The sequence below is a fragment of the Methylocystis rosea genome (assembly GCF_003855495.1).
In the GTDB taxonomy this organism is placed as follows: domain Bacteria; phylum Pseudomonadota; class Alphaproteobacteria; order Rhizobiales; family Beijerinckiaceae; genus Methylocystis; species Methylocystis rosea_A.
Genome location: NZ_CP034086.1, coordinates 1,343,441 through 1,368,588, shown reverse-complemented (window position 1 = coordinate 1,368,588; position 25,148 = coordinate 1,343,441). Strand labels below are relative to the sequence as shown.

At 63.3% G+C, this 25,148-nt stretch carries 25 protein-coding genes; 8 read left to right on the top strand and 17 right to left on the bottom strand.

The features are described 5' to 3' along the window. The first annotated feature begins 43 nt into the window (after nt 1-43). Nucleotides 44-622, top strand: coding sequence for a Yip1 family protein (locus tag EHO51_RS06620; RefSeq protein ID WP_245434779.1), 579 nt, complete (start codon nt 44-46; stop codon nt 620-622). On the opposite strand, the gene EHO51_RS06615 is transcribed toward EHO51_RS06620, so the two are convergent. The 6 genes from EHO51_RS06615 to EHO51_RS06590 all read right to left on the bottom strand — a co-directional run bounded on the left by EHO51_RS06615 (nt 619) and on the right by EHO51_RS06590 (nt 3,821). Beyond that, nucleotides 619-1,086 carry a molybdenum cofactor biosynthesis protein MoaE gene (locus tag EHO51_RS06615; RefSeq protein WP_124738234.1) on the bottom strand — a complete coding sequence of 156 codons (468 nt, stop codon included), beginning with the start codon at nt 1,084-1,086 and terminating at the stop codon, nt 619-621. The genes EHO51_RS06620 and EHO51_RS06615 overlap by 4 nt on opposite strands. A gap of 1 nt (nt 1,087) precedes the next feature. Beyond that, nucleotides 1,088-1,339, bottom strand: a complete 252-nt coding sequence (moaD, locus tag EHO51_RS06610) for a molybdopterin converting factor subunit 1 (protein WP_029648862.1) — start codon at nt 1,337-1,339, stop codon at nt 1,088-1,090. Beyond that, the gene (pgsA, locus tag EHO51_RS06605; protein ID WP_124738233.1) at nt 1,336-1,944 is read right to left on the bottom strand and encodes a CDP-diacylglycerol--glycerol-3-phosphate 3-phosphatidyltransferase; all 609 of its coding nucleotides are present in this window, start codon (nt 1,942-1,944) and stop codon (nt 1,336-1,338) included. The genes moaD and pgsA overlap by 4 nt, the downstream gene beginning before the upstream one ends. Before the next feature lie 79 nt (nt 1,945-2,023). Beyond that, on the bottom strand, nt 2,024-2,413 hold the full coding sequence (locus tag EHO51_RS06600; protein WP_124738232.1) for a DoxX family protein: 390 nt from the start codon (nt 2,411-2,413) through the stop codon (nt 2,024-2,026). An 11-nt stretch (nt 2,414-2,424) separates the two neighbouring features. Beyond that, nucleotides 2,425-3,036, bottom strand: coding sequence for a malonic semialdehyde reductase (locus tag EHO51_RS06595; protein WP_124738231.1), 612 nt, complete (start codon nt 3,034-3,036; stop codon nt 2,425-2,427). Nucleotides 3,037-3,053: 17 nt separating this feature from the next. Continuing rightward, nucleotides 3,054-3,821 carry a tetratricopeptide repeat protein gene (locus tag EHO51_RS06590; protein ID WP_245434778.1) on the bottom strand — a complete coding sequence of 256 codons (768 nt, stop codon included), beginning with the start codon at nt 3,819-3,821 and terminating at the stop codon, nt 3,054-3,056. 221 nt (nt 3,822-4,042) lie between these two features. On the opposite strand from EHO51_RS06590, the gene EHO51_RS06585 reads away from it, so the two are divergent. From EHO51_RS06585 to EHO51_RS06575, 3 genes are all read left to right on the top strand, one after another. Then, nucleotides 4,043-4,300: an acyl carrier protein gene (locus EHO51_RS06585; RefSeq protein WP_124738230.1), complete on the top strand. Its 258-nt coding sequence runs from the start codon at nt 4,043-4,045 to the stop codon at nt 4,298-4,300. A 196-nt stretch (nt 4,301-4,496) separates the two neighbouring features. Further along, nucleotides 4,497-6,329, top strand: coding sequence for a dihydroxy-acid dehydratase (ilvD, locus tag EHO51_RS06580; RefSeq protein ID WP_124738229.1), 1,833 nt, complete (start codon nt 4,497-4,499; stop codon nt 6,327-6,329). 61 nt (nt 6,330-6,390) lie between these two features. Next, the gene (locus tag EHO51_RS06575) at nt 6,391-8,265 is read left to right on the top strand and encodes a CHASE3 domain-containing protein (protein ID WP_124738228.1); all 1,875 of its coding nucleotides are present in this window, start codon (nt 6,391-6,393) and stop codon (nt 8,263-8,265) included. A 25-nt stretch (nt 8,266-8,290) separates the two neighbouring features. Here the strand turns inward: EHO51_RS06575 and EHO51_RS06570 are convergent, their stop codons facing one another. Genes EHO51_RS06570 through tsaD form a run of 3 tightly spaced genes read right to left on the bottom strand, consistent with a single transcriptional unit; the run spans nt 8,291 to nt 10,902 of the window. After that, nucleotides 8,291-9,280: an NAD(P)H-dependent glycerol-3-phosphate dehydrogenase gene (locus tag EHO51_RS06570; protein ID WP_124738227.1), complete on the bottom strand. Its 990-nt coding sequence runs from the start codon at nt 9,278-9,280 to the stop codon at nt 8,291-8,293. Beyond that, nucleotides 9,277-9,828 (bottom strand): phospholipase D-like domain-containing protein, encoded by a 552-nt coding sequence (locus tag EHO51_RS06565; RefSeq protein WP_124738226.1) that lies wholly within the window; start codon nt 9,826-9,828, stop codon nt 9,277-9,279. The genes EHO51_RS06570 and EHO51_RS06565 overlap by 4 nt, the downstream gene beginning before the upstream one ends. A 9-nt stretch (nt 9,829-9,837) precedes the next feature. Further along, the gene (tsaD, locus tag EHO51_RS06560; protein WP_124738225.1) at nt 9,838-10,902 is read right to left on the bottom strand and encodes a tRNA (adenosine(37)-N6)-threonylcarbamoyltransferase complex transferase subunit TsaD; all 1,065 of its coding nucleotides are present in this window, start codon (nt 10,900-10,902) and stop codon (nt 9,838-9,840) included. A 357-nt stretch (nt 10,903-11,259) separates the two neighbouring features. Here tsaD and EHO51_RS06555 point away from each other — a divergent pair, with 357 nt between their 5' ends. From EHO51_RS06555 to EHO51_RS06545, 3 genes are all read left to right on the top strand, one after another. Further along, nucleotides 11,260-11,685, top strand: a complete 426-nt coding sequence (locus tag EHO51_RS06555) for a hypothetical protein (RefSeq protein ID WP_164479357.1) — start codon at nt 11,260-11,262, stop codon at nt 11,683-11,685. Between the two features lie 167 nt (nt 11,686-11,852). Next, on the top strand, nt 11,853-12,779 hold the full coding sequence (hemC, locus tag EHO51_RS06550) for a hydroxymethylbilane synthase (protein ID WP_124738223.1): 927 nt from the start codon (nt 11,853-11,855) through the stop codon (nt 12,777-12,779). Continuing rightward, the gene (locus EHO51_RS06545) at nt 12,776-13,492 is read left to right on the top strand and encodes a uroporphyrinogen-III synthase (protein WP_124738222.1); all 717 of its coding nucleotides are present in this window, start codon (nt 12,776-12,778) and stop codon (nt 13,490-13,492) included. The genes hemC and EHO51_RS06545 overlap by 4 nt, the downstream gene beginning before the upstream one ends. Here EHO51_RS06545 and EHO51_RS06540 read toward each other — a convergent pair. The 5 genes from EHO51_RS06540 to EHO51_RS06520 form a co-directional block, all read right to left on the bottom strand. After that, the gene (locus tag EHO51_RS06540) at nt 13,468-15,015 is read right to left on the bottom strand and encodes a serine hydrolase (protein WP_124738221.1); all 1,548 of its coding nucleotides are present in this window, start codon (nt 15,013-15,015) and stop codon (nt 13,468-13,470) included. The two genes, EHO51_RS06545 and EHO51_RS06540, sit on opposite strands and share 25 nt — an antisense overlap. Nucleotides 15,016-15,058: 43 nt before the next feature. Further along, a complete protein-coding gene (gene cysG, locus EHO51_RS06535) occupies nt 15,059-16,468 on the bottom strand; it encodes a siroheme synthase CysG (RefSeq protein WP_124738220.1) in 1,410 nt (469 codons plus the stop codon). Nucleotides 16,469-16,612: 144 nt separating this feature from the next. Then, nucleotides 16,613-19,114, bottom strand: a complete 2,502-nt coding sequence (locus EHO51_RS06530) for a TonB-dependent receptor (RefSeq protein ID WP_124738219.1) — start codon at nt 19,112-19,114, stop codon at nt 16,613-16,615. A 391-nt stretch (nt 19,115-19,505) separates the two neighbouring features. After that, a complete protein-coding gene (locus EHO51_RS06525; RefSeq protein WP_018408347.1) occupies nt 19,506-19,904 on the bottom strand; it encodes a cytochrome c-554 in 399 nt (132 codons plus the stop codon). A gap of 202 nt (nt 19,905-20,106) precedes the next feature. After that, a complete protein-coding gene (locus EHO51_RS06520) occupies nt 20,107-20,730 on the bottom strand; it encodes an alpha-ketoglutarate-dependent dioxygenase AlkB family protein (RefSeq protein ID WP_124738218.1) in 624 nt (207 codons plus the stop codon). 291 nt (nt 20,731-21,021) lie between these two features. Between EHO51_RS06520 and EHO51_RS06515 the strand changes: the two genes are divergently transcribed. Then, a complete protein-coding gene (locus EHO51_RS06515; RefSeq protein ID WP_124738217.1) occupies nt 21,022-22,608 on the top strand; it encodes an ATP-binding protein in 1,587 nt (528 codons plus the stop codon). A 196-nt stretch (nt 22,609-22,804) separates the two neighbouring features. Here the strand turns inward: EHO51_RS06515 and EHO51_RS06510 are convergent, their stop codons facing one another. From EHO51_RS06510 to mog, 3 genes are all read right to left on the bottom strand, one after another. Next, nucleotides 22,805-23,428, bottom strand: a complete 624-nt coding sequence (locus EHO51_RS06510; RefSeq protein ID WP_018408349.1) for a 2,3-bisphosphoglycerate-dependent phosphoglycerate mutase — start codon at nt 23,426-23,428, stop codon at nt 22,805-22,807. Nucleotides 23,429-23,441: 13 nt separating this feature from the next. Continuing rightward, nucleotides 23,442-24,248 carry a 4-hydroxy-tetrahydrodipicolinate reductase gene (gene dapB / locus EHO51_RS06505; protein ID WP_124738216.1) on the bottom strand — a complete coding sequence of 269 codons (807 nt, stop codon included), beginning with the start codon at nt 24,246-24,248 and terminating at the stop codon, nt 23,442-23,444. Between the two features lie 138 nt (nt 24,249-24,386). After that, nucleotides 24,387-24,932, bottom strand: a complete 546-nt coding sequence (mog, locus tag EHO51_RS06500) for a molybdopterin adenylyltransferase (protein WP_124738215.1) — start codon at nt 24,930-24,932, stop codon at nt 24,387-24,389. Between the last annotated feature and the right edge of the window lie 216 nt (nt 24,933-25,148).

The following is a 25,148-nucleotide window of genomic DNA, read 5'->3' as shown; positions in this document are numbered from 1 at the left end:
CGCCTCGGTAATTAGCGCTTGCGGCAAATCAATGGAGGCCGGAATGCAGTTGCTATCGCGGATCAAGGGCTTAATCCTCGCGCCGCAGAGCGAATGGGCAAAAATCTCCGAAGAGGAAACGTCCATCTTCGATCTCTATCGCAATTATATTGCGATATTGGCGCTTCTTCCGCCCTTCGCGAGCTTCTTCAGCTCATGGCTTTTCGGCTTCTCCCACGGCCCGCAGGGAATCATGCACCCGACGTTCACGGGCGGGCTTTATCGCGCCTTCGTTCAGTATCTGCTGAGCCTGCCGGCGTTTTTTATCGTCGCCTTCGTCATATCGGCCATTGCGCCGCATTTTGATGGGAAGACCGACGACCGCCGCGCTCTGATGCTGACCGCCTATTCGTACACGCCGGTCTGGCTCGCCTCGCTGTTTGGCCTGATTCCGGGCCTGCGATGGCTGGACGTGCTCGGCTTCTATGGAATCTATGTTTTTTCCGTCGGGCTGCCGACGATGATGCGCGTGCCACGGGAAAACCTCGACGTTTTCACGCTCGCGACGCTCTTTCTGGTCGTCGCGACCGTCGCGCTCCACGGGTGGGTCGTGCATCTGATCGCGCCGCAACAGCTGATCTAGCGCCAACGGTCCGCGGCCGCATCGTCCTCGGATTTCGCGCTGACCCAGTCGCCGGGCGCGCCATCCGCGCGCCGTTCCTTTTTCCAAAAGGGCGCGCGGGTTTTAAGAAAATCCATCAAAAACGCCGCGGCGGCGAAAGCGTCCGCGCGGTGGCGCGCCGCCGCGAGCACCAGAACGATCTGTTCGCCCGGTTGGATGCGGCCGAAGCGGTGTATGACGGTCAACCCCTGCAAAGGCCATCGTTCGAGCGCTTCGTCGGCGACGCGGCGAATCTCGGCCTCAGCCATTCCGGGATAATGTTCGAGCTCCAAAGCCTCGAGCGCGCCGTCCTCGTCCCTGCAGAGGCCCACGAAGCTGACGAGCGCGCCGATGTCACGCCGCCCGCGCGTCAGCAGCGCCTGTTCCCGCCCAAGATCGAAATCTTCCGCTTGCACGCGCACCGCCGGAGTCGGCCGCGGCGCCATCTCAGCCGCCCGTCATCGGCGGGAAGAAGGCGATCTCCCTTGCTGCGCCGATTGGCGCGTCAGGCGCCGCATGCGTCTTGTCGAGGGCCGCGCGGATCGTCGCCGGATTGGCGAAAGCGGCCGCATATCCCTCGTCCCGCGCCGACAGCCAGTCGATCAGCTCACGGACCGTGACGACTTCACGCGGCGGCGCGATCTCCTCTTCCGCCAGACCGATGCGCTCGCGCACCCAAGCGAAATACAGCGCCTTCATGTCGCCTCGTCTTCTCCGAAGTGGTTCCACGCCGACTGCAGATAGTCGAACCCGGTGTAAAGCGTCAAAATCGCCGCGGCCCACAAGAGCGCCGCGCCGATCTTGACCGTGCCGGGGAGAACGACTTCGCCGGCCGGTCCGGCGATCAGAAAGCCCAGCGCCACGAGCTGCGCCGCCGTCTTCCATTTGGCGATGGCGGAGACAGGCAAGCGCACCTTGAGCTCGGCCAGGTGCTCCCGCAGGCCGGACACGAGGATTTCGCGGCACAGGATGATGATCGCCGCCCAGATCGTCCAGCCCGCGACAGTTCGATCGGCGACGAGCGCCATCAGGGTCGTCGCGACGAGCAACTTGTCCGCAATGGGGTCCAGCATCCGCCCGAGCGGCGAGTGCTGCTGCCAGATTCTCGCGAAATAGCCGTCGAGAAAGTCCGTCACCCCGGCGGCGATGAAAATGCCGAGCGCGGCCCACCGCGCCCAGTGCTCCGTAAAGCCAAGGAGCAGCCCCGCCACCACCGGGACGGCGGCCATGCGGCCATAGGTCAGCAGATTAGGCAGCGCCAAGGCTTGAGACCGACGCTTGGCGGTGAAGGCCGTCTGGGACATACCGCAAGGGAATATGTCCCCCGTCCCCAATGTCAATAGAAAGGGCGTCGCCGCCGGGATTCGCTTGCGAAGGGCTAAGTCACTCGCGGTCGATCGCGAAAGCGCCGGGCCCGGCCGCTGCAAAGAACAGAAATACGAAGCAGTAGAGCGCGGCGAGCTCTCCCTTGTTGAGGAGCGGCCACAAATCCTGGCCGGCGTGGAAAAAGAAATAAGCGACCGCCATCTGGCCCGAAAGAATAAAGGCGACAGGCCGGGTGAAGAGGCCGAGCAGCAGCAGCAGGCCGCCGAAAAGCTCTATGATTCCGGCCGCGCCCAAGAGGGAGAACAGCTTCAGGTCCTCGAACATCGCGACATGCGGAACGCCGAAGAGCTTGGCCGCGCCGTGCTGCATGAACAGCAGAGCGGCTGCGATGCGCAGCAGCCCTTGGGCGTGCGGGGCGAAGCGCTGGGGAATGATTCGTAGAGTCATAAGTTGGCCTCCTAAAGAATACTGGCGATCTCCTCACAAGCGAGCCGCGGGCCGCGAGGATAGAGCTTTGCGGGATCACCGTAGCCGATGTTGATCAGAAAATTCGACTTTATCCGCGTTCCCTGGAAGAATTCCGCGTCGACCTTCGCCCTGTCGAAACCGCTCATCGGTCCGCAATCGAGACCCACCGCGCGCAGCGCGAGCAGGAGATAGGCGCCCTGCAACGAGCCGTTGCGAAAGGCCGTCTCCTCGATCAGCGTCTCATTGCCGATGAACCAGGAACGCGCGTCCGTCGCCGGATAAAGGTGAGGGAGAGTCTCCGTGAAATCGAGATCATAGCCGACGATTGCAGTGGCGGGCGCGGCCAGGGTCTTCGGACGATTGGCGTCCGACATCGCCGGGGCGAGCCGGGCCTTCGCCTCGGGCGAGCGCACGAAAATGATGCGCATCGGCGAACAGTTGGCGCTTGTCGGCCCCCATTTCGCGTAGTCCACGGCGAGTTCGAGCAGGCTGTCCGGCACGTCTTTGGGAAGCCAGCCATTGTGGGTCCGCGCTCCCGTAAAGAGCTGCTCCAGCGCTTCGGGCGCAACCACGCCCGCGGCCTGCCTGTCGGTCGTCGTCATCGCATTCCCCGCAGCGTTCAGATGTCGCGCCCCTCGACTTCAATATGCAGGCGCTCCTCGATCTTTTGAAGCGACTCCTGCTGGGGCGCGATCGCCAGCGACTTTCGATAGGCGGCGAGCGCCCCTTTCTTGTCGCCGGTCTTCGCCTTGAGCGCGCCAAGAGCGGCGAGCGCGTCAAAACGCTTCGGCTCAAGCGTCGCTGCGGTCTCGAGGTCGGCGATCGCGCCGCTGTCGTCCCCCTGCTCCGCCCGCACCTTGGCGCGCTGAACATAGCCCTCCGTCCATTGCGGCGAGAGGGCGACCACATAGTCGAGAAGCTTCAGGGCGAGAGGCGGTGCGCCGGCCGCGTCCGCCGCAAGGGCGCGCGCCGCAAGCAGATTGATCGTGTCCGACTCCGAATGCGCCCAGCGGCTGAGGATCGCCGCCGAAACGCCCTTCGCCTCCCGCTCGTCTTCGGCCTGCTCCAGGCGAAGATAAAGCCGCGCCATCTCTTCGGCGCGCTGCTGGGCGGGGTCCTTGGGCGGGGGCGGCGCTGCGGCGGCCGGCGCGCGCCGCTCGGGATCAACATCGCGACCGCCTTGTCCCGGGCCGAGCGCGCGGGTCCCAGGCGGCAGCGGAATCCTTCCAATCCCTGGGATGAAAAGGAAATCGCCCTCCTCCTCGCCCAATGATTCGATCGAAGGCGTCTCCGACGCCGCCGCCAGCGCGATTCCGGCCGGCAGGGCTCCAAGAAAGACCACGATCGTCAGCGGAAGAAGCAGCGGCGTTCGCATGGCCGCTAACATAGCGCAGGTCAAAAGAAACGGCCACATCACCGCGCGCGGCGGTGAATTAGATTAACCATTTGTAAGCCACGACTCGGCGTATGCGCGGCGAATTCATCCTGCGTTCAGGCGAGGCGCGCGAATCCTTGGCGCGCTAGTTAAGGTTGTTAGGAAACCCTCGCGCTTATCGCGACAACAACGCTGCAGCCCGCCTCAACGGCGGCGCTCCTGGAGTTGGATCAATGATTGATACGATACGCCGTTTGCTGCAAGAGCACGGCCGTCTGCATACCCCCGTGGAGCATCTGTCGGATTCGGACGATCTCTACAGCGCAGGGCTGACGCCCTTTGCCGCCATCCGCACCATGCTCGCGCTGGAAGAAGCCTTCGACGTCGAGTTCCCGGTCTCCATGCTTCGGCGACAAAGCTTCGCTTCGATTGCCGCCATTCGAGACTGCGTCAGCAAATTGGCGCCGTCAGCGGAGCGCCGCGCCGCTTAAGCGGCGCGCGTTTAGGTAAAGCCTGGCGCCAAAGCTCGCGCCCACGCTGACCCTGTCCTGCCCGGCGCGCGCGCAGGGCTAAACGGTGCGAACGCCGCGGCTTCGTCTGCTCCAACCGCAGTTGCAGCGGTGCGTTCGCTGCGATAGTCGTCTTTGGAAAGGCTCGAACGACGAGCCTTGCGACGGCGAGAGTTCAATGCCTCCTTATCGTTCACGCACGACGACCCACGGCCGCAACATGGCGGGCGCGCGCGGCCTCTGGCGCGCGACAGGCATGAAGGAGGAGGACTTCGGCAAACCGATCATCGCGGTCGCCAATTCCTTCACCCAATTCGTTCCAGGCCATGTGCATTTGAAGGATCTCGGCCAGCTCGTCGCCGCCGAAATCGAAAAGGCCGGCGGCGTCGCGAAGGAGTTCAACACCATCGCGATCGATGACGGCATCGCTATGGGCCACGACGGGATGCTCTATTCGCTGCCCTCGCGCGATCTCATCGCCGACAGCGTCGAATTCATGGTCAACGCGCATTGCGCCGACGCGCTGGTCTGCATTTCGAATTGCGACAAGATCACGCCCGGCATGCTGATGGCGGCGCTGCGCCTCAACATTCCGGCGGTGTTCGTTTCCGGCGGCCCGATGGAGGCCGGCAAGGTCGTGCTCGCTGGCAAGGAGCACGCACTCGATCTTGTCGATGCGATCGTCGCCAGCGTGGATGACACGGTCAGCGAAGCGGACGTCGCCACGATCGAGCGCTCCGCCTGTCCGACCTGCGGATCATGCTCCGGCATGTTCACGGCGAACAGCATGAACTGCCTGACCGAGGCCCTGGGACTGTCGCTTCCCGGCAATGGTTCGACCCTCGCGACCCATGCGGATCGCCGGCGGCTGTTTGTTGAAGCCGGCCATCTCATCGTCGATCTCGCGCGCCGCTACTATGAGCAGGACGACGAAAGCGTGCTGCCGCGTTCGATCGCGAGTTTTGAAGCTTTCGAAAACGCCATCACGCTCGACATCGCCATGGGCGGCTCGACGAACACCGTGCTGCATCTTCTCGCGGCGGCGCACGAGGCGCAGGTCGATTTCACCATGGCCGACATCGACCGCCTGTCGCGGCGGGTGCCGGTGCTGTGCAAGGTCGCGCCCTCCGCGCCCGACGTTCACCTTGAAGACGTGCATCGCGCCGGCGGCGTCATCGCCATTCTCGGAGAATTGCTGCGCGCCGGTCTGCTGCACGGCGAGCTTCCGACCGTCCACAGTCCTTCCGTCAGCGACGCCGTGGCGCGCTGGGACATCGCCGTCACGCAGAGCGAAACCGCGCGCACGTTCTTTCGCGCCGCGCCGGGCGGCGTGGCGACGCAAGTCGCGTTCAGCCAGGACCGCCGCTATAAGGAGCTCGACGCCGACCGCGAAAAAGGCGCGATACGCGACGCGGCGCACGCCTTCTCCAAGGATGGCGGCCTCGCCGTGCTTACTGGCAATCTCGCCATCGACGGCTGCATCGTGAAAACGGCCGGCGTCGACGATTCGATCCTGAAATTCGCCGGCCCCGCCAAGGTCTATGAGAGTCAGGACGCGGCGGTGTCGGCCATTCTGACAGGCGAGGTAAAGGCTGGCGAGGTGGTCGTCATCCGCTACGAAGGCCCGCGCGGCGGACCCGGCATGCAGGAAATGCTCTATCCGACGAGCTATCTGAAATCGAAGGGGCTCGGCAAGGTCTGCGCGCTGGTGACGGACGGAAGATTTTCCGGCGGCACGGCCGGGCTTTCGATCGGCCATGTCTCTCCCGAAGCGGCCGAGGGCGGCGCGATCGCCTTGGTCCGGGACGGCGACAGAATAGAAATCGACATTCCGGCGCGAAGCATTACGCTCGCCGTTAGCGAAGACGAACTGGCGACGCGGCGCGCCGAACAGTCCGCGAAAGGCTTCGCGCCGGCCAAGGCGCGGCCTCGAAAAATCACCACGGCGCTGCGCGCCTACGCCTCAATGACGACGAGCGCGGCCAAAGGCGCAGTGCGACAGGTCCCCTGAACTTTCGCATTCAGGAGGTGCGTCGTAGAGTGGCGCGCGTCCATCCAGTCGCCGGAACAAAATGTCTCCGACACGTAAATTCGTCGCTTCTGGACTGTTTGGCATAGCGCTCGGATTCGCGGTGCTTGCGCTTGCCGGCTATGTGGCCGTGCGCGCTGAATCCCAGCGCCGCGCAGCTGGCGCATGGCTGCGCCACACTATTCAGGTGCAAAGCGATCTTTATCAGCTTTATGGACTGCTGCAGGCCGCCGAGAGCGGTCAGCGCGGTTTTATCATCACCCAAGACGAACGCTATCTGGACGCCTGCTTCGAAGCGACGCGCAAACTGCCCGTCGTTGTCGACCGGCTTTCGGAGCGCGTAAGAGACAATCCCAAGCAGCTCGAGGCTGTCGCGGAAATGCGGCCGCTGCTTGGCGAAAGGGTCGCGATTATCGATGAGGCGATCGCCGATATGCGCGCGCTGCAAGTCGACAAGGCCGTTCAGCTCGTCAAGTCCGGGCGCGGAAAGGCGCTGATGGACCGGCTCCACGCCATCATCGACACGATGACTGAAAATGAGAAAAATCTCAGCGAGAAGCGCGAGCGCGAACTCAACGCCGCCGGCGGCGAGTTTGACGCGGCCGTTTGGGCGCTCGGCGGCATCATCTTCGCGCTTGCCGCCTTTTCGTTTCTCAATGCGCAAAAGCAGATGAACGCGCTGCAAACGTCACGCGACTCGTTGAAGACCGCCTACGATCAGCTGATCGGGGAAACGACGCGCCGCGAAGCGCTCGAGTCGCAGTTGCGGCAGTCGCAAAAACTCGAATCGCTCGGCCACCTGACCGGCGGCATCGCGCATGACTTCAACAATATGCTCGGCGTCATCGTCGCGAGTCTGCATCTGTTGCGGCGAAAGATTGCGGATTCTAACGACGATTATATTCAGCTGATCGATTCTGCGATGGACGGCGCCGATCGCGCCGCCGCCATGGTTCGCAGGCTTCTCGCCTTCTCACGCCGTCAGCCTTTGTCGCCGCGTCCGCTCGACCCCAACAAGTTCGTCTCCAGCGTCTCCGACATGGTGCGCCGCGCCCTCGGCGAAAAGATCGAACTCGAAACCGTTCTCGCCGGCGGCCTGTGGGCCACAAAAATCGATCAGCACGAACTGGAAAGCGCCATCGTCAATCTCGCGGTCAATGCGCGCGACGCCATGCCGGACGGCGGCAAGCTGACGATCGAGACGGCCAACTGCTATCTCGATGACGCCTACGCCAGTGAAAATATGGAAGTGACCCCTGGCCAATATGTGATGATCGCCGTGACCGACACCGGACAAGGCATGCCGCCCGAGGTCTTGTCGCAAGCGTTCGATCCGTTCTTCACCACCAAGCCCGCAGGCAAGGGCACCGGACTTGGCCTTTCGCAGGTCCATGGATTCGTCAAGCAGTCTGGCGGCCAGGTCAAAATCTATTCCGAACCCGGACGCGGAACCTGCATCAAGCTCTATCTGCCGCGCTTCAATAACGTCGAAGCGCCCGCCGAACTGCCGCTTCGGCCGCCTCGACCTCTCGAACTTCCGCTTGGGAGGCCGGAAGAACTTGTGCTGATCGTCGAAGACGACGACACGGCGCGCCGGGTCACCGCGCAAGGCGTGCGGGAATTGGGTTATTCGGTTCTGGAGGCCGAGAACGGACGCGCGGCGATCGACATCATTCGCCGTCGCGCCGACATCGCGCTGATGGTCACGGATGTGGTTATGCCCGACATGGATGGCGCGCGTCTCGCACGCGAGGCGGTGTTTCGCAGACACAGCCTGCGCGTTCTGTTCATCACCGGCTATACGCGCAACGCGATCGTGCACAACGGCGTGCTTGACAAGGACGTCAAGCTGCTCACCAAACCGTTCACTTTGGAGCAGCTGGCGGTGAAGATGCGCGACATCCTGGACTCGAAGTAGCGAGCGTTCGTTGCGGCGCTGATGATCAGTCTTCGGCTTTGAGGGGGCGCATCAGCAGCGCGTCGATGGCGCCGTCAACGCTCAGCCGCGCGGAGAGAATCGAGTCGACGGCTTCAGCGATCGGCAACTCGACGTCATGCGCGCGCGCCATTTCAACCAGAACGCGCGCCGTAAAGGCGCCTTCCGCAAGCTTGCCATGCGTGGCGTCTTCCACCGACTTTCCCTGCCCCAGCGCTTCGCCGAGCGCAAAGTTGCGCGACTGCGCCGATCCGCAGGTGAGCACCAGATCGCCCAATCCCGAAAGACCCATCAACGTCTCTTGACGCGCGCCCAACACGCGTCCGAGACGCATCAGCTCGGCGAACCCGCGTGCGATCAGCGCCGCCTGCGCGCTCGCGCCGAGCCCGCGGCCGTGGCTCATTCCAGCGGCGATGGCGAGAACGTTTTTCGCGGCCCCGCCGATCTCGGCGCCGCGCACGTCGGTCGAGCGATAAAGCCGAAACGTCTTCGTCGAAAGCTCTTCACTCAAGCGCCGCGCCAGCGTTTCGTCATGCGCCGCGAGAGTCACCGCCGTCGGCAATCCTCTGCATACATCCGCCGCGAAGCTTGGGCCCGAGAGCACGGCGACATCGACGTGGGGCAGTTCTTCCTTTGCGACTTCGCTCAGGAACTTGCGCCGGTCGCGTTCAATGCCCTTGGCGCAAATCACAAAGGCGGCGCGCTCGCGCATATGCGGCCGCGCGGCGCGCGCGGTCATGCGGATTGCTTGTGCGGGCGTGACGGCGAGCACGATGTCCGCCTCACGTAAAACGGAAATGTCGCTCGTCGGGGCGACGGCGGCGGCAAGCGGCAAGCCCGGCAATCGGCGCGTATTCTCGCGGTCGCGCGCCAGGGCTTCGGCGGCCTGAGGGTCATGCGCCCATAAGGGCACCCGCGCGCGGCCTTGCGCGGCGACATTGGCGAGGGCGACGCCCCAGGCGCCGGCGCCGAGAACTGCGACAGTCGCGCGCGTCATCGCACGCCGATCCGCTGATTGTCGGGACGCGACCATAGCCTTTCAAAAGTTTGATGAAACCGCGCGGCGGCCTGTGGGCTCTCGATCACGATCAAATCATTGTCCTGATAGATTTCGCCGGAGACGCTGAAATTCGCGGAGCCGCTGCGCAAGACGCGACCGTCCACCTGGTATGATTTCAGATGCATCAGATCACGCGAGCGGCCCTTGCGGCGCACTTCGACGTTCGGGGCGTCGGCGATTTCCTCGACCACAGACGCGCCGCGCCCCATTTCCTCGCCGTCGAGATAGATCCGCACCTTGACGCCGCGCATGGCCGCGCGGCCGAGCGCCGTCGTCAGAGAGCGGTCGGTCAGCACATAGGCGGCCATGTCTATCGAGCGGCGCGCGTCGTTGATCAGCCGCCCGTCGACCGCGCCGAAACCGTCGCCGGGTCCGTAGAACACGCGCACGCCCGCGAAGGTCGGCTCCTCCGCGAGCAGTCCGGCCGGCTGCGGCGTTGGCGCAAGCGTCATGGCTGCAAGCGCCGCAGAAAAAAGGAGCCGCATGGAACCGCCCTAGGCCTTGCCGTGGTGTGATCGGCTCGGCGCGGCGTCGAGCGGCCATCGCGGCCGCGGCGCAAAGTCGAGGTCATCGGTCAATCCGCGTTTTAAGCGTTCGAGACCGGTCCAGGCGATGATCGCGCCATTGTCGGCGCACAGCGCCGCCGGCGGCGAAATGAACCGCAGCCCGCTTTCGGCGCAAAGCCGCATAAGAGCGCGGCGAATGGCGCCATTTGCCGCGACCCCGCCGCCGATCACAAGGCCTTGCGGGGCTCGCCCCTCGCCTGCCGTAAAGATACGCACGCCGGAGCGCACCCGGTCCACGATCACGTCGACGATCGCAGCTTGGAAAGAGGCTGCAAGATCCCTGACGTCCTTTTCGCTCAGAGTCGGCAGTCTGAGGATTTCCTGCCGCACCGCGGTCTTGAGGCCAGAGAGGGAAAAGTCGGCCCCTTCCCGGCCAAGCATCGGGCGCGGAAAATCGAATCGTCGCGCGTCGCCTTCGAGCGCGAGCTTTTCGATTTGCGGCCCCCCGGGATATGGCAGCTCTAGCATTTTAGCGACCTTGTCGAAGGCCTCGCCGGCGGCGTCGTCGACGGTGGACCCCAGCCGGCGGTAGTCGCCGATGGCCTTCACCGCGACGATCTGCGTGTGCCCGCCGGAGATGAGGAGCGCCAGAAAAGGAAAGTCCAGGCGGTCCGTCAGACGCGCGGTTAGCGCGTGGGCTTCCAGGTGATTGACGGCGATGAATGGTTTGCCCAAGGCGAGCGCCATGGCCTTGCCGGCCGTGAGCCCGACGAGAACGCCGCCGATCAGTCCCGGACCAGCCGCGGCGGCGATCCCATCAAGATCTTTCGCCTCGGTCTTGGCGCGCTCCAGCGCGCGTCTGATCAGCCTGTCAAGGACATCGATATGCGCCCGCGCCGCGATTTCCGGAACGACGCCGCCATAGGCGGCGTGGCGGGCGATTTGGCTCATCACCTCATTGGAAAGGATCTCTCCGCCTTCGCCGCCCAGCCGCTCCGAAACGACCGCGACCGCCGTCTCATCGCAAGTGGTTTCAATGCCCAAAACGCGCATGCGAACTCCCTGCGCAAAAAAGCCGCGCCGTTGAACTTCTCAGCGGCGGAGCGGAGCTTATACCGCCGTACGGCGGGAGTTGGAAAATTGTGTTTGGAAAAGGGTTTACAGCAATCATTCTTAGCTGTTTCGTCAACTTCACGTATAATAATGCAGCGCTAAAGATAGTTCCATTAAATTTCCAAGATTTCGTTGGCGTCCCTCTTGACACGATCTCGATAGATACAAGTTGGCACTGCAGATCGTTGCTTCCCCGAAGGCGCCATATCTTGAGCTGAGTAGAATTATGGCTAAGGCGAAGAGGTAACTAGCGTCCCGGTTGAGGTTGCTGTCGGTCTAAACTGTATGGAGGTGAAAATGGCGTCGAACAAAATTAAGGCCTTGGCGTTTACGTCCGCGATTGCAATGACGGCCGTGATCGGCTCCACGAGCATCGCCGAGGCGAGGCATTATTGCCGCGCCCATTACGGCTGGCATCGGCACTGCGGAACCACCTGGGGTTACGCGCGTCCGGTGCGCACCTATTGGGGTTCGGCGTATCGTCCGATGCGCTACTCCCGCTGCTACCGTCCGGGCTATTATGGCTATGGCGGCGCCAGCTATTATGGCTCCGCTTGGCCGACCTATGGCAGCTCGTATGGTTGGGGCGGAAGCCCGGGCTATTACGGCTATGGCGGCGGTGGCCTGCTTGGCGCGGGATTGGGCGGTCTCGGCGCCGGCGTTGGCGCGGGCATTGGCCTCGGCGCAGGTCTCGGAAGCGGCCTGTTTGGTGGTTGGTGGTGATCAGTTTAGCAATCCGCCGGGCCGCGTAGAGTTCGCCCGCGGAGCTAAAAAAGAGCGTCCGCTCCGACGAGCGGACGCTCGCTTTTTGAGGCGTTCCGTCGCCGCGTTCGTTCCGCTTGCGCCTCGCGCGTTCCCGCCTATAGTCGCGCGGATAACAGCGGCGGATAATGACTTCTTCCCCTCCCCTTCGCATTGGAACGCGCGGCAGTCCGCTTGCCCTCGCCCAGACCCATATGGTCCGCGATGCGCTGATGCGCGCCCATGGCGGAAGCGAAGCGGATTTCCCGATCGAGATCATCCGCACGACGGGCGACCAGATCCAGGATCGGCCTCTGTCTGAATCAGGAGGCAAGGGGCTTTTCACCAAAGAGCTCGATTCAGCGCTCATCGCGGGCGCGATCGACCTCGCCGTGCATTCCTCGAAGGACCTGCCGACGCATTTGCCGAGCGAAATCATGATCGCCGGCTATCTGCCGCGAGAGGATGCGCGCGACGCCTTTATATCGCGCGGTCTCGCGCTCGATGCGCTTCCCGCAGGCGCCGTCGTTGGAACCGCCTCGCTGCGCCGCGCCGCGCAGGTGAAGCGCCGGCGTCCAGATCTGGTGACGACTCTACTTCGCGGCAATGTCGAGACGCGTCTGAAGAAAGTCGAGAATGGGGAGATCGACGCGACCCTCCTCGCGCTCGCGGGCTTGAAGCGGCTGGGTCTCGCCGACCGCGCGACGGCGCTGCTGCCCTTGGAAGAGTTTCCCCCCGCTTGCGGACAGGGAGCAATTGGCCTCACGCGGCGGGCCGGCGACGACGCCACGCGCGATCTGCTCGCGCCGCTCTTCGACGAAGCCACCGGCTTCGCGCTCGCCGCGGAACGCGCCTTCCTTGCGGCGCTCGATGGGTCCTGCCGCACGCCGATCGCCGGCCATGCGCAGGTTCACGGCGCCGAACTTTCATTCTTGGGCGAAGTGCTCAGAGCCGACGGCGCGGAAGCCTATGTCGTGCGCCGCCACGGCCTCGCCATCGACGCCGCGCTGATCGGCGCGGACGCCGGCAAGGAAATCCTGCTGCGCCTGCCGCATGGCGTCGCGGGGCTTATGTGAATCTTGTCCTGGTGCTGCGCGCGGCTGAAGACGCCGCGCGCACCGCGGGAAAGCTGCAGGCGCTGGATTGCGTCGCCGTAATCTCGCCGGTGCTTGAGTTCGCGGCCACGGACGTTGTCATTCCCCATGGGGATTATGACGCCGTCATCGTGACGAGCGCGAAAGGCGTCGAGTTCGCCGGCGATGCGCGCCAGTTTAGAGCCGCGCCGCTGCACGCCGTCGGCGAGAAAACCGCCGAAGCGGCGCGCGCGCTTGGCTTCCACCCAGATATCGTGGCCGGGAACGCCGAAGCCATTCTTCCGCATCTTCTCGAACGCTATCGGCGTCCGACGCATTTCCTTTATCTGGCCGGGCGCGACCGACAGCCGATTTTGGAGGCGGGCTTGCGCGCCGCCGGCCATGAGGTCCACACGGTCGAAGTTTACGAAGCGCGGGCGGCTCGGGCGCTGACCGCAGAGGCCTTAGCCGCCATCGCCGCGCGGCGCGTCGCCGCCGTCCTGCACTATTCCCGGCGTAGCGCGGAAATCTTCCTGCAGCTCGTACAATCCGCCGGCGTCGCTGAGGCATTGCACGACATGACGCATGTCGCGCTGTCGGAACATGTCGCGGCGCCGCTTCGAATACTCGGCTTGCAGACGCTTGTCGCCGCAAAGCCGGACGAAGAACATCTTCTGTCGCTCCTATCGACTCAGCTGCGCACGAAAACGCCCTGACCGTTCGCGTTGAAATAGTCGATGACGACAGAGATCGCCTTTTCGCCGCTACGGGAAAACCTTACCGGACTGACCCCGCTGGCGTTTTCTCCCGGAGGCTGAAAGGTGAAAATGTCGCCTGAATAGTGACGCAGCGGATAGGGCGTGGGCGTCGGCCCCAGCGTCAGCGAAAGCCCGTCGGCCGTTTCCACGACCCCGATGGGTCCGTAAAGCTCATTGCGGTATGCGCCGACATATGCAGCGCGCGACGCGCGCGACGGCGCGCTGGCGAGCGGCTTCGCGTAATCGGCGTCCCGACCGTATGTGGGGACCGCCATCTTCGCGAAAGCTTCGCCAAAGAGCGCGAGCCAGTCCCGTTCGATCTTCCCCGTCAGCACGATGTCGAGAAAGCTGCGGCAGATGGTTTCTGGCGCGCCGACCGGCGCGGAATTGCTGAGCACGACAATGCCGAACCGCTCCGCCGGCATGACATAGACGCAGGTCGAAGCGCCAAGAGAGAATGCGCCTGAATGGCTCCAGCGCACCCGCGCCGGACCGCCGTAGTCAATGTCCCAGCCGAGGCCGTAAAAGGTCGGTCCGCGCATCGGGTCATGGGCGGGTCCCGTGGCGATCTGCGGGAAATGCGTTTCGCCAAGCGCCTCCGGCTTGATGATCTCGCGGCCGTCGAGGGCGCCGCGTCCGAGCTGCATCCTTACCCATGTCGCCATGTCGCGCGCCGACGCCGACGCGCCGCCCGCCGGCGCCTGGGCGTCGGGATTTCGCTGTTCGCCGACCACCCATCTGTCGCCGCGACGCACATGGCCGAATGCGCGGTTCCTACGCGCGGCGAAATCGGCGTGGCGCGAACTGGCGTTCGCCATGCCAAGCGGCCTGTAGAGATGTTCGTCGCAAATATCTTCCCAGGACTTGCCTGCAGCTTTCGCCGCCGCGAAACCCGCCGCCGAAAACCCCATATTGTTGTACGCGTAATGCGTGCGAAAGCTGGTGTCCGGTTTGATGTAGCGCAGCCGGCGAATGATTTCGTCGCGGTCGTAACCGATATCTTCGACAAGGTCGCCGGCATGGTCGGGAAGTCCACTGCGATGGCAGAACATGTCGCGCAGCGTGATCTCGCGCGTGACCCACGGATCGCTCATCGCGAAATCCGGCAGGCTCCGCACGATCGGATGATCCCACGAAACGACGCCGTCTCCGACAAGGCTCGCGACAGCCGTCGTGGAGAGTGGTTTGGAAAGCGAAGCGAGCTGGAAGACCGTGTCGGCGTCGACGCGTTCGGCCGCGCCGGCGCGACGAACGCCGAATCCTTTCAAATAGAGCACGCGATCAGGCGAAACGACGGCGACCGACATCCCCGGCACGCCGGTTTTTCTCATGACGTCGATGACGAGCCCATTGAGTGCGTTCAGATGTTTTTGGGTTGGCTCGCGAACGGGCGACGGTTTGGGCTTCTCCTTGGCGAGCGCTGTAGGGGACAGCAAGCCGAGCCCCGACGCGAGCAGAGCGGATCGTCTCGTGAAGGCCATATCGCTTCTCCGCGCGCGTCTGTTCGCCAACAATAGCGCTGAATCAGTTCTCCGCCAGCGCCCAGCCGATCAGCACCATCACCGGCCCGACAATGGTCTGTTCAGCCGCTTTTGACGGCAAATCCGCGATCGTGCCCTTGACCACCCGCTCTTGCGGCGTGGAAGCGCGTTCAATGAGGAAGGCGGGCGTATCGTGCGACATGCCCTCCTGCAGCAGACGACGCGACAATGCGGGGAGCGTGCGGTTGCCCATATAGACGGCCGTCGTAGCGCGTTCGTCGGCGAGCGCGCCCCAATCGAAGTCTTCGGGAAATTCGCCGTCCTTCGTGTGCGCGGTGATGAATTGCAGACGCCGGGCCGTCTCCCGGCTCGTCAGCGATGCGCCGATCGCAGCGCCGCCGGCGCAGGCGGCGGTCACGCCGGGCACGATCTCTATGGAGAAGCCTGCTTCGCGCAGCGCGGCGATTTCCTCGTTAGCGCGGCCGAAGATGAGCGGATCGCCGCCTTTCAGCCGCACGACGTTCTTTCCCTCCCGCGCGAGTTCGACGAGCAGAGCGCTGATTTCCTCCTGGCGCACCGACGGCGCATAGCCGCGCTTGCCGACATTGATCCGCGTCGCTTCGCGGCGGGCGAGATCGAGAATGCTCGCCGGAACCAGGTCGTCGAAGAGCACGACGTCGGCGCCGGCGAGCGCGCGCATGCCCTTCAGCGTCAGCAGCTCCGGATCGCCGGGCCCTGCCCCGACGAGCGTGACTCGTCCGCGCGCCGTGGCCTCGGCGCCGGCGCGCGCCTCTTCGACCAGCGCCGCGCGGTCGTCCTCTTGCGGCGCGCGCTCGATGTCGCGGAACGCGAGCCGCGTGAAGCGGCGCCAGAAATCGCGCCGCGCCAGAAAGTCGAGTCCGGACGCACGCACGAACGGCCGCCAGGCCTGCGCCGCGCGCGCCCAGGCCTGGAATGTCGCGGGCACCAGCGTCTCGATCCGGCCGCGCACCGCCTGGGCGAAAACTGGCGATGCGCCGCCCGTCGAGACCCCGATCACGAGCGGAGAGCGGTTGACGATGGCGCCCATAATGAAATCGCTGAGCGCAGGCCGATCGGCGAGATTGATCGGCACGCCGGCCGCGCGCGCCCACTGATGGGCCTGACGCGCGAGCGAGTCATCCTCCACCGCGCCAAGCGCCATCGCCGCGCCGGCGAAATCATCCGGCGCGACGGCGCGCGGATGGAGGGAGACATTGTCGCGCGCCTCGCCGATCTCGCGAAGCTTGTCACAGGGCGCAGGCGCAAAAACGTCTACCCGCGCTCCGGTCGCGGCCGCCAAATCGACCTTCCAGGCCGCCGCTTCGCCGCCGCCAATGACCAGCACGCGCCGCCCCGCAAGGGCGTAGAACACAGGCAGAGTCGCCAGCGGCTGCATCAGATCGGCGGATATTTCGTCGGGTTTGCGGGTCACGGCGCCCTAGGTGCAGGACCAGCGGGCGCGGCGCAAGAGCTTTTAGCCGGCGCCGCACGCGTGTGCGGCTTCGAGCGCGCGGACTTTCACAGGCGCCAAGGGAGGCCATGCAAGCCAATCCGCGGGCCGGCAATGTTTCGCAGGCTAGAACCTCGCATTGACTGTGACATAGGCCGAGCGCGGGGCGCCGGGCATGATGTTGTTGTTGTTGTGCGCCGAGGCGTAGTAGTAGGCGCCGGTGAGGTTCTCGATGTTGAGCTGGCCGGAGATGTTTTCCGTCACCTTCACAAAAAGCGCGCCGTCAACGCGCGCGTAACCGGGCACGATCACCCTGTTGTCGAGAGACGGGTAGAAGCTCGAAGCATAGATCACGCCGGCGCCGACTCCGAGAACGCCGGGACCCCCGCCAACGAACGACGACAAATCGTAACGGTTCCAGTACGAGAACGTGTTTCTCGGGACCGACGGATTGACCTTGCCGACATCCGTCAGGAAGGGCTGCCGCGGATTGAAGGCGGCATCGGTCGACACCACGCGCGCGTCCTGGTGTCCGTATCCAAGCGAGACCTGCCATTCGTCGGTCACATTGCCGGTGAGTCCCAGTTCGGCGCCTTGCGTGCGCGTATTGGCGAGAACGGAGGTCAGCGCAGTCAGCGTCAACGCCTGGTTCGAACGGTTCAGTTGATAGATCGCGCCAGTGAACAGCAGCGTCGGCAGGAGCTGCGCCTTGAAGCCGAACTCGATATTCTCGAAGCCCTGCGGCGCCAGACTCGCGGCCGACCTTGGCAGCTGATTGAACTGATCGCCCGACTGCGGCAGGAACGAGCGCGAATAGGTTCCGTATAAGGAGACGATCTCCACGGGTTTGAAAATCAGACCGAATCTCGGCGACCACTTGTTATCGAGGCGGCTCTGGTTTTCGAAGGTGATCCCGTCGTTGAACCTCATATGGAAGCTGTCGAATCGTACGCCTGCGAGAACATCGAAATATTTGGTCACCTCGATCTGGTCCTGGACATAGCCGGAGCCAATGTCGAGGTTCGTGTTCCAGCGCCGCGTCGCCGTATCAAAGTAGTTGTCGAAGAAGACCGGCGCGTAAACCGTCGGAGCCCAGAACGGAGTCGTCAGCCTTCGCGGTCCGTTGAACGGATTGTTGAACCGCGAGATGTCTCTTCCCGTAAAAGACCATTGATTGCCGAACTCCGCGCCCACGAGCAGCAAGTGGCGGATCTCGGGCGCCATCTCAAATTTATAGGTCAAGTCAGTCTGGTTGAAGATATTGCGTCGCGGCGTCGGCGCGAGGTAGCCGTCGAGTCGCGCGACGCCCACCGGCGTGATCGTGATCGGGCTTAGCCCGTTCAGCGCCGGATTGAGTTGTTGCGACAACTGTCCCAACGTCTGATCGGGGAATGTGTTCTGATATAGCTTGTCGTAATTCGCCCAGGCCAGCTGATTACGGATATTCAACCCGAACTCGGTCGTATGATCAATCACGAGAGCGGCGCGGTCCATGTTGATTCTGGCGTAGTTCACGTCACGCACGGATGGATTGCCGACGCCGAAGAAAGCCGAACGCGGGGTTAGCAGCGGATAGCCCGGATAAATGTTCTCGCCGAGGAACTGGAACCCACCGAATGACGGCACGCCGCGATCCACCGTGCGGCGATCGCGAAAATGCTCGTAATTGAACAGCACGAAGGTGTTCTCGAAAGGCTTCCATGACAGCGCCGGATTGACGCCCCAGCGCTCGAGCTTGTCGAAGTCGCGATAGCCGTAGGAATGTTCGTAAAGGGCGTTTAGACGCACGGCGATCGTGTCGGTGATCGCCCGCCCGAAGTCGGCGGTGACGCGCTTGCGACCGAAGCTGCCGGTGACGAACCGAAGATCGTTTATCGTCTCGCCGTCGGCCTTCTTGGTCACTCGGTTGACGACGCCGCCGCCGCCGCCGCGGCCGAAGATCAGCGCGCTGGGGCCTTTGAGCACTTCGACCGCCTGAATGTTGTAGAGATCGCGATAATATTCCGCGTCGTCGCGCACGCCGTCGATGTAGAAATCCGCTGTGGTATTTTGCCCGCGAATGGTGATCTGGTCGCGGTTACGCTCGCCCTGCGCCACCGTTACGCCGGGGACGTAGGCCAAGGCGTTTTCCAGCGCGAGACTGTTGCGATCGTCGAGCTGCTGTCGTGTCAGAACTGTAACCGACTGAGGTATGTTGAGTATCGGCGTGTTGGTCTTCGTCGCGGTTGAAATTCTGCCGGCGAAGTAGCCATGAACGTCGGTCGGGTTACGACCGACGTTGGCGACGGCCGCAGCGAAGGCCGCGCTGCCCGCGCCGGTCGAGGCCGCTCCGACAGTCCCGCTCGAAACGGTAGCCCCTGTGACCAAGGCGGAGCGCACGGGCGCGACCCGAGCGCTGCGTCGTGCGCCTCCAACGTCGATGGGCGGCAACTTTTGGGCGCCGCTCGCGGAGCGCGCCTGCGAAGCGACAGGTTTCGGCTTTACCTGCGCGGCCGCACGGGGTTTCTCTGGCGGCGCCTCGACTCGTATCGGTGGCAGGGGCCCGGACTGGGATTGCGCAAAAGCGGGAGCCGTGGGCGTCAGCGCGATGGCAAGAGTCAGGGCGCCGACCGAAGCCGCGCCTGTCATCCGGTCAAACGCCCCAGCAAGGGAGGAGAGCGTCTGTACTGACAGGGATTGCTTCATAATCATGTCTGCCCCTTCCGCGCGGTTCAAGCTCGCGACTAGGCAATGGTTAAGGTTTGACTTTAAAAACTGTCAATTACGACAAGGGGCTAGCATGGAAGGCTTCCAAGTAATGTTTCCGATTGTAACTGAGTGTTGCTGAATTACGACATAAAAGCGATTTTTAGCTGGAACTCTTTCAAAGATTAAATCATCACTTTTATTGACTGTTGTATTTTCGACACGCTCTGAGCCTCGAGGCTCACCGCCCTGATTCTTCTCCTCATGCAAGAGCGCAAAAAAAATGGCGGCCCTGAGAACAGGACCGCCAGAAACGTCACGTCAGGATGATGCGTTACTTCTTCTTGCCGTCGGGGCCGAACTGAACGAGATAGGCCCACACGTTCTCCTGGTCCGCATCATTGGGCAGGCCCTGGAAGATCATCTTGGTGCCAGGGATCTTGGCCTTGGGATTCTTGATGAACTCCTTGAAGCTGGCCTCGTCCCAGACGATGCCGGAATTCTTGTCAGCCTCGGAATAGTTGTAGCCCTCGACGGAGCCCGCCTTGCGGCCGTCGAGGCCGTTGAGCTGAGGCGCGACGGCGTTCTTGGCGGTTTCACCGACCTGATGGCAGGCTTTGCACTTCGCGAAGATCTTTTCGCCCGCAGCTGGATCGCCAGCGGCGAGAGCCTGGCCGGCGGATGCGGCGAAAGCGACGCTCGCGGCGAACGTCAGCAGGGAAATTGTCTTCATCCTTGTTCCTTTCCTCTTCCCGGCGTTCGCGTCGCGCCCGCCCTTTTTGAAATGCGCCCGGCCAAATATGGCGCCTCGCCGGCGCTCTTTAGACGGGTTGGAAACTACAACGAAGCCGGCGTTCAAGACAACTACGCCGGCGTTTACGTTCGCTGCTCGGGACATTATCCCGGAAGCGGTGAACGCCCGCTGAACCCGAAACTTAAGTAACGCGCCGAAGCGTCAGATTGACGCGCGCGCCAAGCGCGGCAAGCGCCGGCGGCAGTGGCGCCCCAATCGTCGGCAATAACCTGTCGACGCCGTGGTAGCGCATCCTGGCGGGTCCGGAGAGGACGAGCGCGTCTCCGGACGATAGCGTCAGGGCGATCGCGCGATCGCCGCGCCGCGTTCCGCCAAGCTTAAAGCGGCAGTCGGCGCCAAGCGACAAAGAGAGTATCGGCGCTTCGAAATCGGATTCATCCTTATCCTGATGGAGGCCCATGCGCGCCGTTGCGTCATAGACATTCACCAGACAGGCTTCAGGCGGATTGTGGTAATGCGCGAGTTCGTTCCACAATTCGAGAAGCCTTTGCGGCATCGCCGGCCAGGGATTCCCGGTCTGAGGATGGCGCGGCTCGTAGCGGTAGCCCCGTTCCTTATCGCTGACCCAGCCGAGCGCGCCGCAATTCGTCATATGCACCGACATTGGGGCGCCTGTCTTCGGCATGGTCGAGACATAGAGCGGCGCGGCGGCGATGACCTCGGCGATCTCTTCAGCCAGGGTCGTCTGCGCCGCTGCGTCGAGAAAGCTCGGATAATGGAACGCGCCGGGCGCGATTTCAGACATGAAGCGAGATGTGGCGCCGAACGGGCGTTTCGTCTATCCGGCGCTATGGCTGAAACGCGTCGCGCACGGCTGAACCAATCTGCAGCGCATTGTGGGTGAGCTAGCATTTCGACCGAAATGTTGCTGGGCGCCGCCGCGACAACGATCGTGCTAGAAGATTAAAGCGAGATCTTTCATGTGAGGCAAAGGCACAGGCGACACTAAAGCGTTCGCGCAAAGTATCGCTGAAGGCTTCGTCCGTCCCGCGCCCAGCTCTCAATGCTTCTGCAATTCTTCTCTGGAGCTGGGTACATGCTGTCTGCACTGAGCGAGTGGCTTTTTGACACCTCTGGCCTGTCGCCGCATGGATACTGCTTGCTATGGGAACCGGGACTGATCTGGCTCTATGCGGTTTCCGACGCCATTATCGCGCTGGCGTATTTCTCCATCCCTCTGACGCTCGTGATTGTGGGAAAGCGGAGGAGCGATCTCATATTTCGGCCGCTGTTATGGCTATTTGCCGCGTTCATCCTGCTGTGCGGCATGACGCATTTGTTCGATCTTTTCACCCTCTGGGCTCCGCTCTACGGCTTGCAGGGGCTCGTCAAAGCGGCAACTGCGATCGCCTCCGTAGCGACGGCGGTCGCATTATGGTGGGCTATGCCGAATTTCCTCGCCCTTCCTTCGATGGAGCAGCTACGTCACGCTAACGCTGCGCTGCTCGCGAGCGAGGAGCAGCTGGCCCACGCGCAAAAAATGGAAGCGCTCGGCCAATTGACCGGCGGCATCGCGCACGACTTCAATAATGTGCTTCAAGTCATCGTCGCTTCCCTTGATGTGATCGAACGCCAGATTGCGCTTGGGCGCGCGAACGCGATAGACGGCCCCCTGGCGGCGATACGGAAAGCGTCGACGACCGCCTCCAGCCTCACCAACCGCATGCTGGCCTTCTCGCGTCGACAGACGTTATTGCCGCGGGAGATCGACTCCAACAAGCTCGTGGCAGGCATAGAGGAAATGCTGCGCCGAACGTTGGGGCCCGAAATCCATCTGGATCTACGCTTGGGCTGCCGCTGGAGCGTGAGCTGCGACCCCTCCCAACTCGAGAGCGTCTTGTTGAATCTCGCAATCAACGCTCGGGACGCCATGCCGCAAGGCGGCTCGCTCAGGATCGCGACCGCCGATCGGACGTTAGCGAGCGATTCTTCCGATCCCGATGTGGAGCCAGGAGACTATGTTGAGATCGAGGTGACGGATAGCGGCGTGGGGATGAGTCATGATCTGCTCAGCCGCGTTTTCGAACCGTTTTTTTCAACAAAGCCCACGGGACAGGGGACGGGTTTGGGCCTGTCGCAGGTTTACGGCTTCGTCAAACAATCTGGCGGGCACGTGCGAATCGAAAGCGCCCCTGGCGAGGGGACCAGAGCGCGAATTTATCTGCCGGGACACGCGCCGCTTCCATCCCCAGCCGCCAAAGACCAGCCGCCGACCGGGGCGAAATTCGATTCCCCCTTCGCTACGCATCAAGGAAAAACCCTGGTCGTCGAGGATCAAGAGGAGGTGCGCTCTCTAATTGTCGGCGCCCTCGCTGAAATGGGCTACGATACAATTGAAGCCGGTGATGGGACGGCAGGATTGAAAATAATAGAGTCAGGCGAGCCGTTGGACCTCTTGATCAGCGATGTTGGCCTCCCCGGGTTGGGCGGACTTCAATTGGCTGACGCCGCCCGAGCCGCGCACCCTGATCTGCCGATCCTGCTTATCACCGGATACGCGGGCAAATCGACGGAGACATTACAACTGGCCCCGAATATGGAGCTCTTGCGCAAGCCATTCACGCTCGATGAATTGGCCGAGAGGGTTCAGGCGATGCTCAAAGGGACCTTCCATGCAGAGTGACCCGACTTGCGACGCCGTCCACACGCCGCTGAGTCATCGGTGAGTTCCTCGATTACATTGAAATTCGCAAACCACAACGCGGTTCCGCCAACATCACGCGTCGCGCGAAGAGCTGATTCTGACCTTGTTGCAGCGGCACGCCTTCGCGCACCGTCCCGCCGCGCTGCATGAGATTGACGCTTCCGCCGCGCCGACGCTAAGCCAACACAGTCTTCGACGCCACCGTCGAATCGGCGTTGAGCTGATAGATGATCGGAACGCCGGTCGTGAGTTCGAGGGTCGTTACGCTCTCGGGCGTCATCTGTTCCAGCACCATGCAGAGCGCGCGCAGCGAATTGCCATGCGCCGCGACCAGCGCCCGTTCGCCGCGCATCACGGGGGGCAGAATTCGCTGGACATAGAAGGGCACGACCCGCGCGACCGTGTCCTTCAGGCTCTCGCCGCCTGGGGGCGGCACGTCATAGGAGCGGCGCCAAAGATGCACCTGCTCTTCGCCCCATTTGTCGCGCGCTTCGTCCTTATTGAGCCCGGAAAGGTCGCCGTAATGGCGCTCGTTCAACGCGCGGTCCTTGATGGTCGGGACGTTCGTCTGGCCCAGCTCCTCGAAAATCAGATCGATCGTGTGTTGCGCGCGCAACAAAGCGGAGGTGAAGCCGACGCTGAATAGAATGTCCCGCTTCTTCAGCTCGCGGCCGGCGCGGCGCGCCTCTTCGATGCCGAGCGGCGTCAAATCAGGGTTTTTCCACCCGGTGAAAAGGTTTTTGGCGTTCCACTCGCTTTGACCGTGGCGTACCAGAACGAGGGTGCGATTCATGCTCATAAATACTCGTCGATCAGGCGCCGGAAAGGCCAAGCACGTCGGCCATCGAGTAGAGCCCCGGGGCCTTCTCGCGGGTCCATAGCGCCGCGGCCAGGGCGCCGCGGGCGAACACGCCCCGATCCTCGGCGCGGTGCGAGAGTTCGATGCGCTCGCCGGCCCCGGCGAAGACGACCGTGTGATCGCCGACGACCGTGCCGCCGCGCAGGCTCGCAAATCCGATCTCGCCGATCCGCCGCGGACCTGTCAAACCATCGCGCCCACGCGCGCTGTTCTCGCCGAGATCGATTCCGCGACCGTGCGCGACCGCCTCGCCGAGCAGCAGCGCCGTTCCTGATGGCGCATCGACCTTGAGGCGGTGATGCATTTCGACGATTTCGGCGTCCCAGGCCGGTCCAAGCGCGCGCGCCGCGCGTTCGACCAGCACGGCGAGGAGATTGACGCCGAGGCTCATATTGCCGGAACGCACGATCGCCGTTTCGCGCGCGCATTCGGCGATGGCGGCCAGATCTTCCTGAGACAGTCCGGTCGTGCCGATAATGTGCGCCACCCGCACGCGCGCCGCCGCCCGAGCCATTTCCACGCTGTTGCTCGGAGCCGAGAAGTCGACGATCGCGTCAGCGTCGCCGAGGGCGGCGCCGACGTCACTCGTGATCGGCACGCCGTTCGGCGCGCCGCCGCCGCTGTCGGCGCCGAGCGCCGCGGAGCCGGGACGCTCCAAAGCGGCAGTCAATCGGACGCCCAAAGTATCGGGTATGATCTGGGTCAGCATACGGCCCATGCGGCCCGCCGCGCCGACTACCACCAAACGCAGTTCGTTCATGTTCAGTCGCCCTCGCCTCCCGCAGCTAAGCGGCTTCGATTCGGTTTTTCTGACGCGCCATTTTCCTATACAGGCGAGGCGCCGCGATGAGAAGCGCGCAGCTTGGATCCGGACGTCTGACGCTGCCCGAACGGGCGGCTATTTGGCTTTGGGACGGAAGCTTTTGACAAGCGCCGGATCGGTCTCGACATAGGCCGCGCCGATGAGATCGAGGCAGTACGGCACCGCGGGCATGACGGCGTCGAGACAGAGTTCGATCGCCCTTGGCTTGCCCGGAAGATTGATCACCAGACATTTGCCGCGATGGGCGGCCAATTGTCGCGACAGGATCGCAGTTGGCGTCTGCGCCAGGGAGACCTGTCGCATCAGCTCACCAAACCCAGGCAGTTCGCGCGAGCAGGCCGCGAGCGTCGCCTCGGGCGTCAGATCGCGGGGGCTCGGGCCTGTGCCGCCGGTCGTGACGATGAGGTCGCAGCCGACAGTATCGGCTAGGTCGATAAGCGTATCGCGCACGCTTTCAAGCCCATCGGGGATGATCCGCCTCTCGATGCGGAAAGGCGTCGTCAGCGCCGCGCGGAGATAGGCCTCGACCGCCGGACCGCTCTCATCTTCATAGACGCCGGCGCTGGCGCGATCGGAAGCGGTGACGACGCCGATGATCGCGGCGCGCTTTTCGTCTGTCATTGGCGAGTCTCCCCGGCGCGCATGTTTGCCGCCTCTGCTCGCTCTTGTCACTCCCCGTCGCCGCAGCGCTTAAGCCAGTTTAGACTGCACAATTGTTGCGCAAAAAGCAATACGTAAAGGTTATTTAGCGCCAGCAGATCGAATACATCGGCAAGCAGCCGAGAATAATTGGCACTGTCATGAGCTAGTACGTCATTATATTGGCAACACATATTT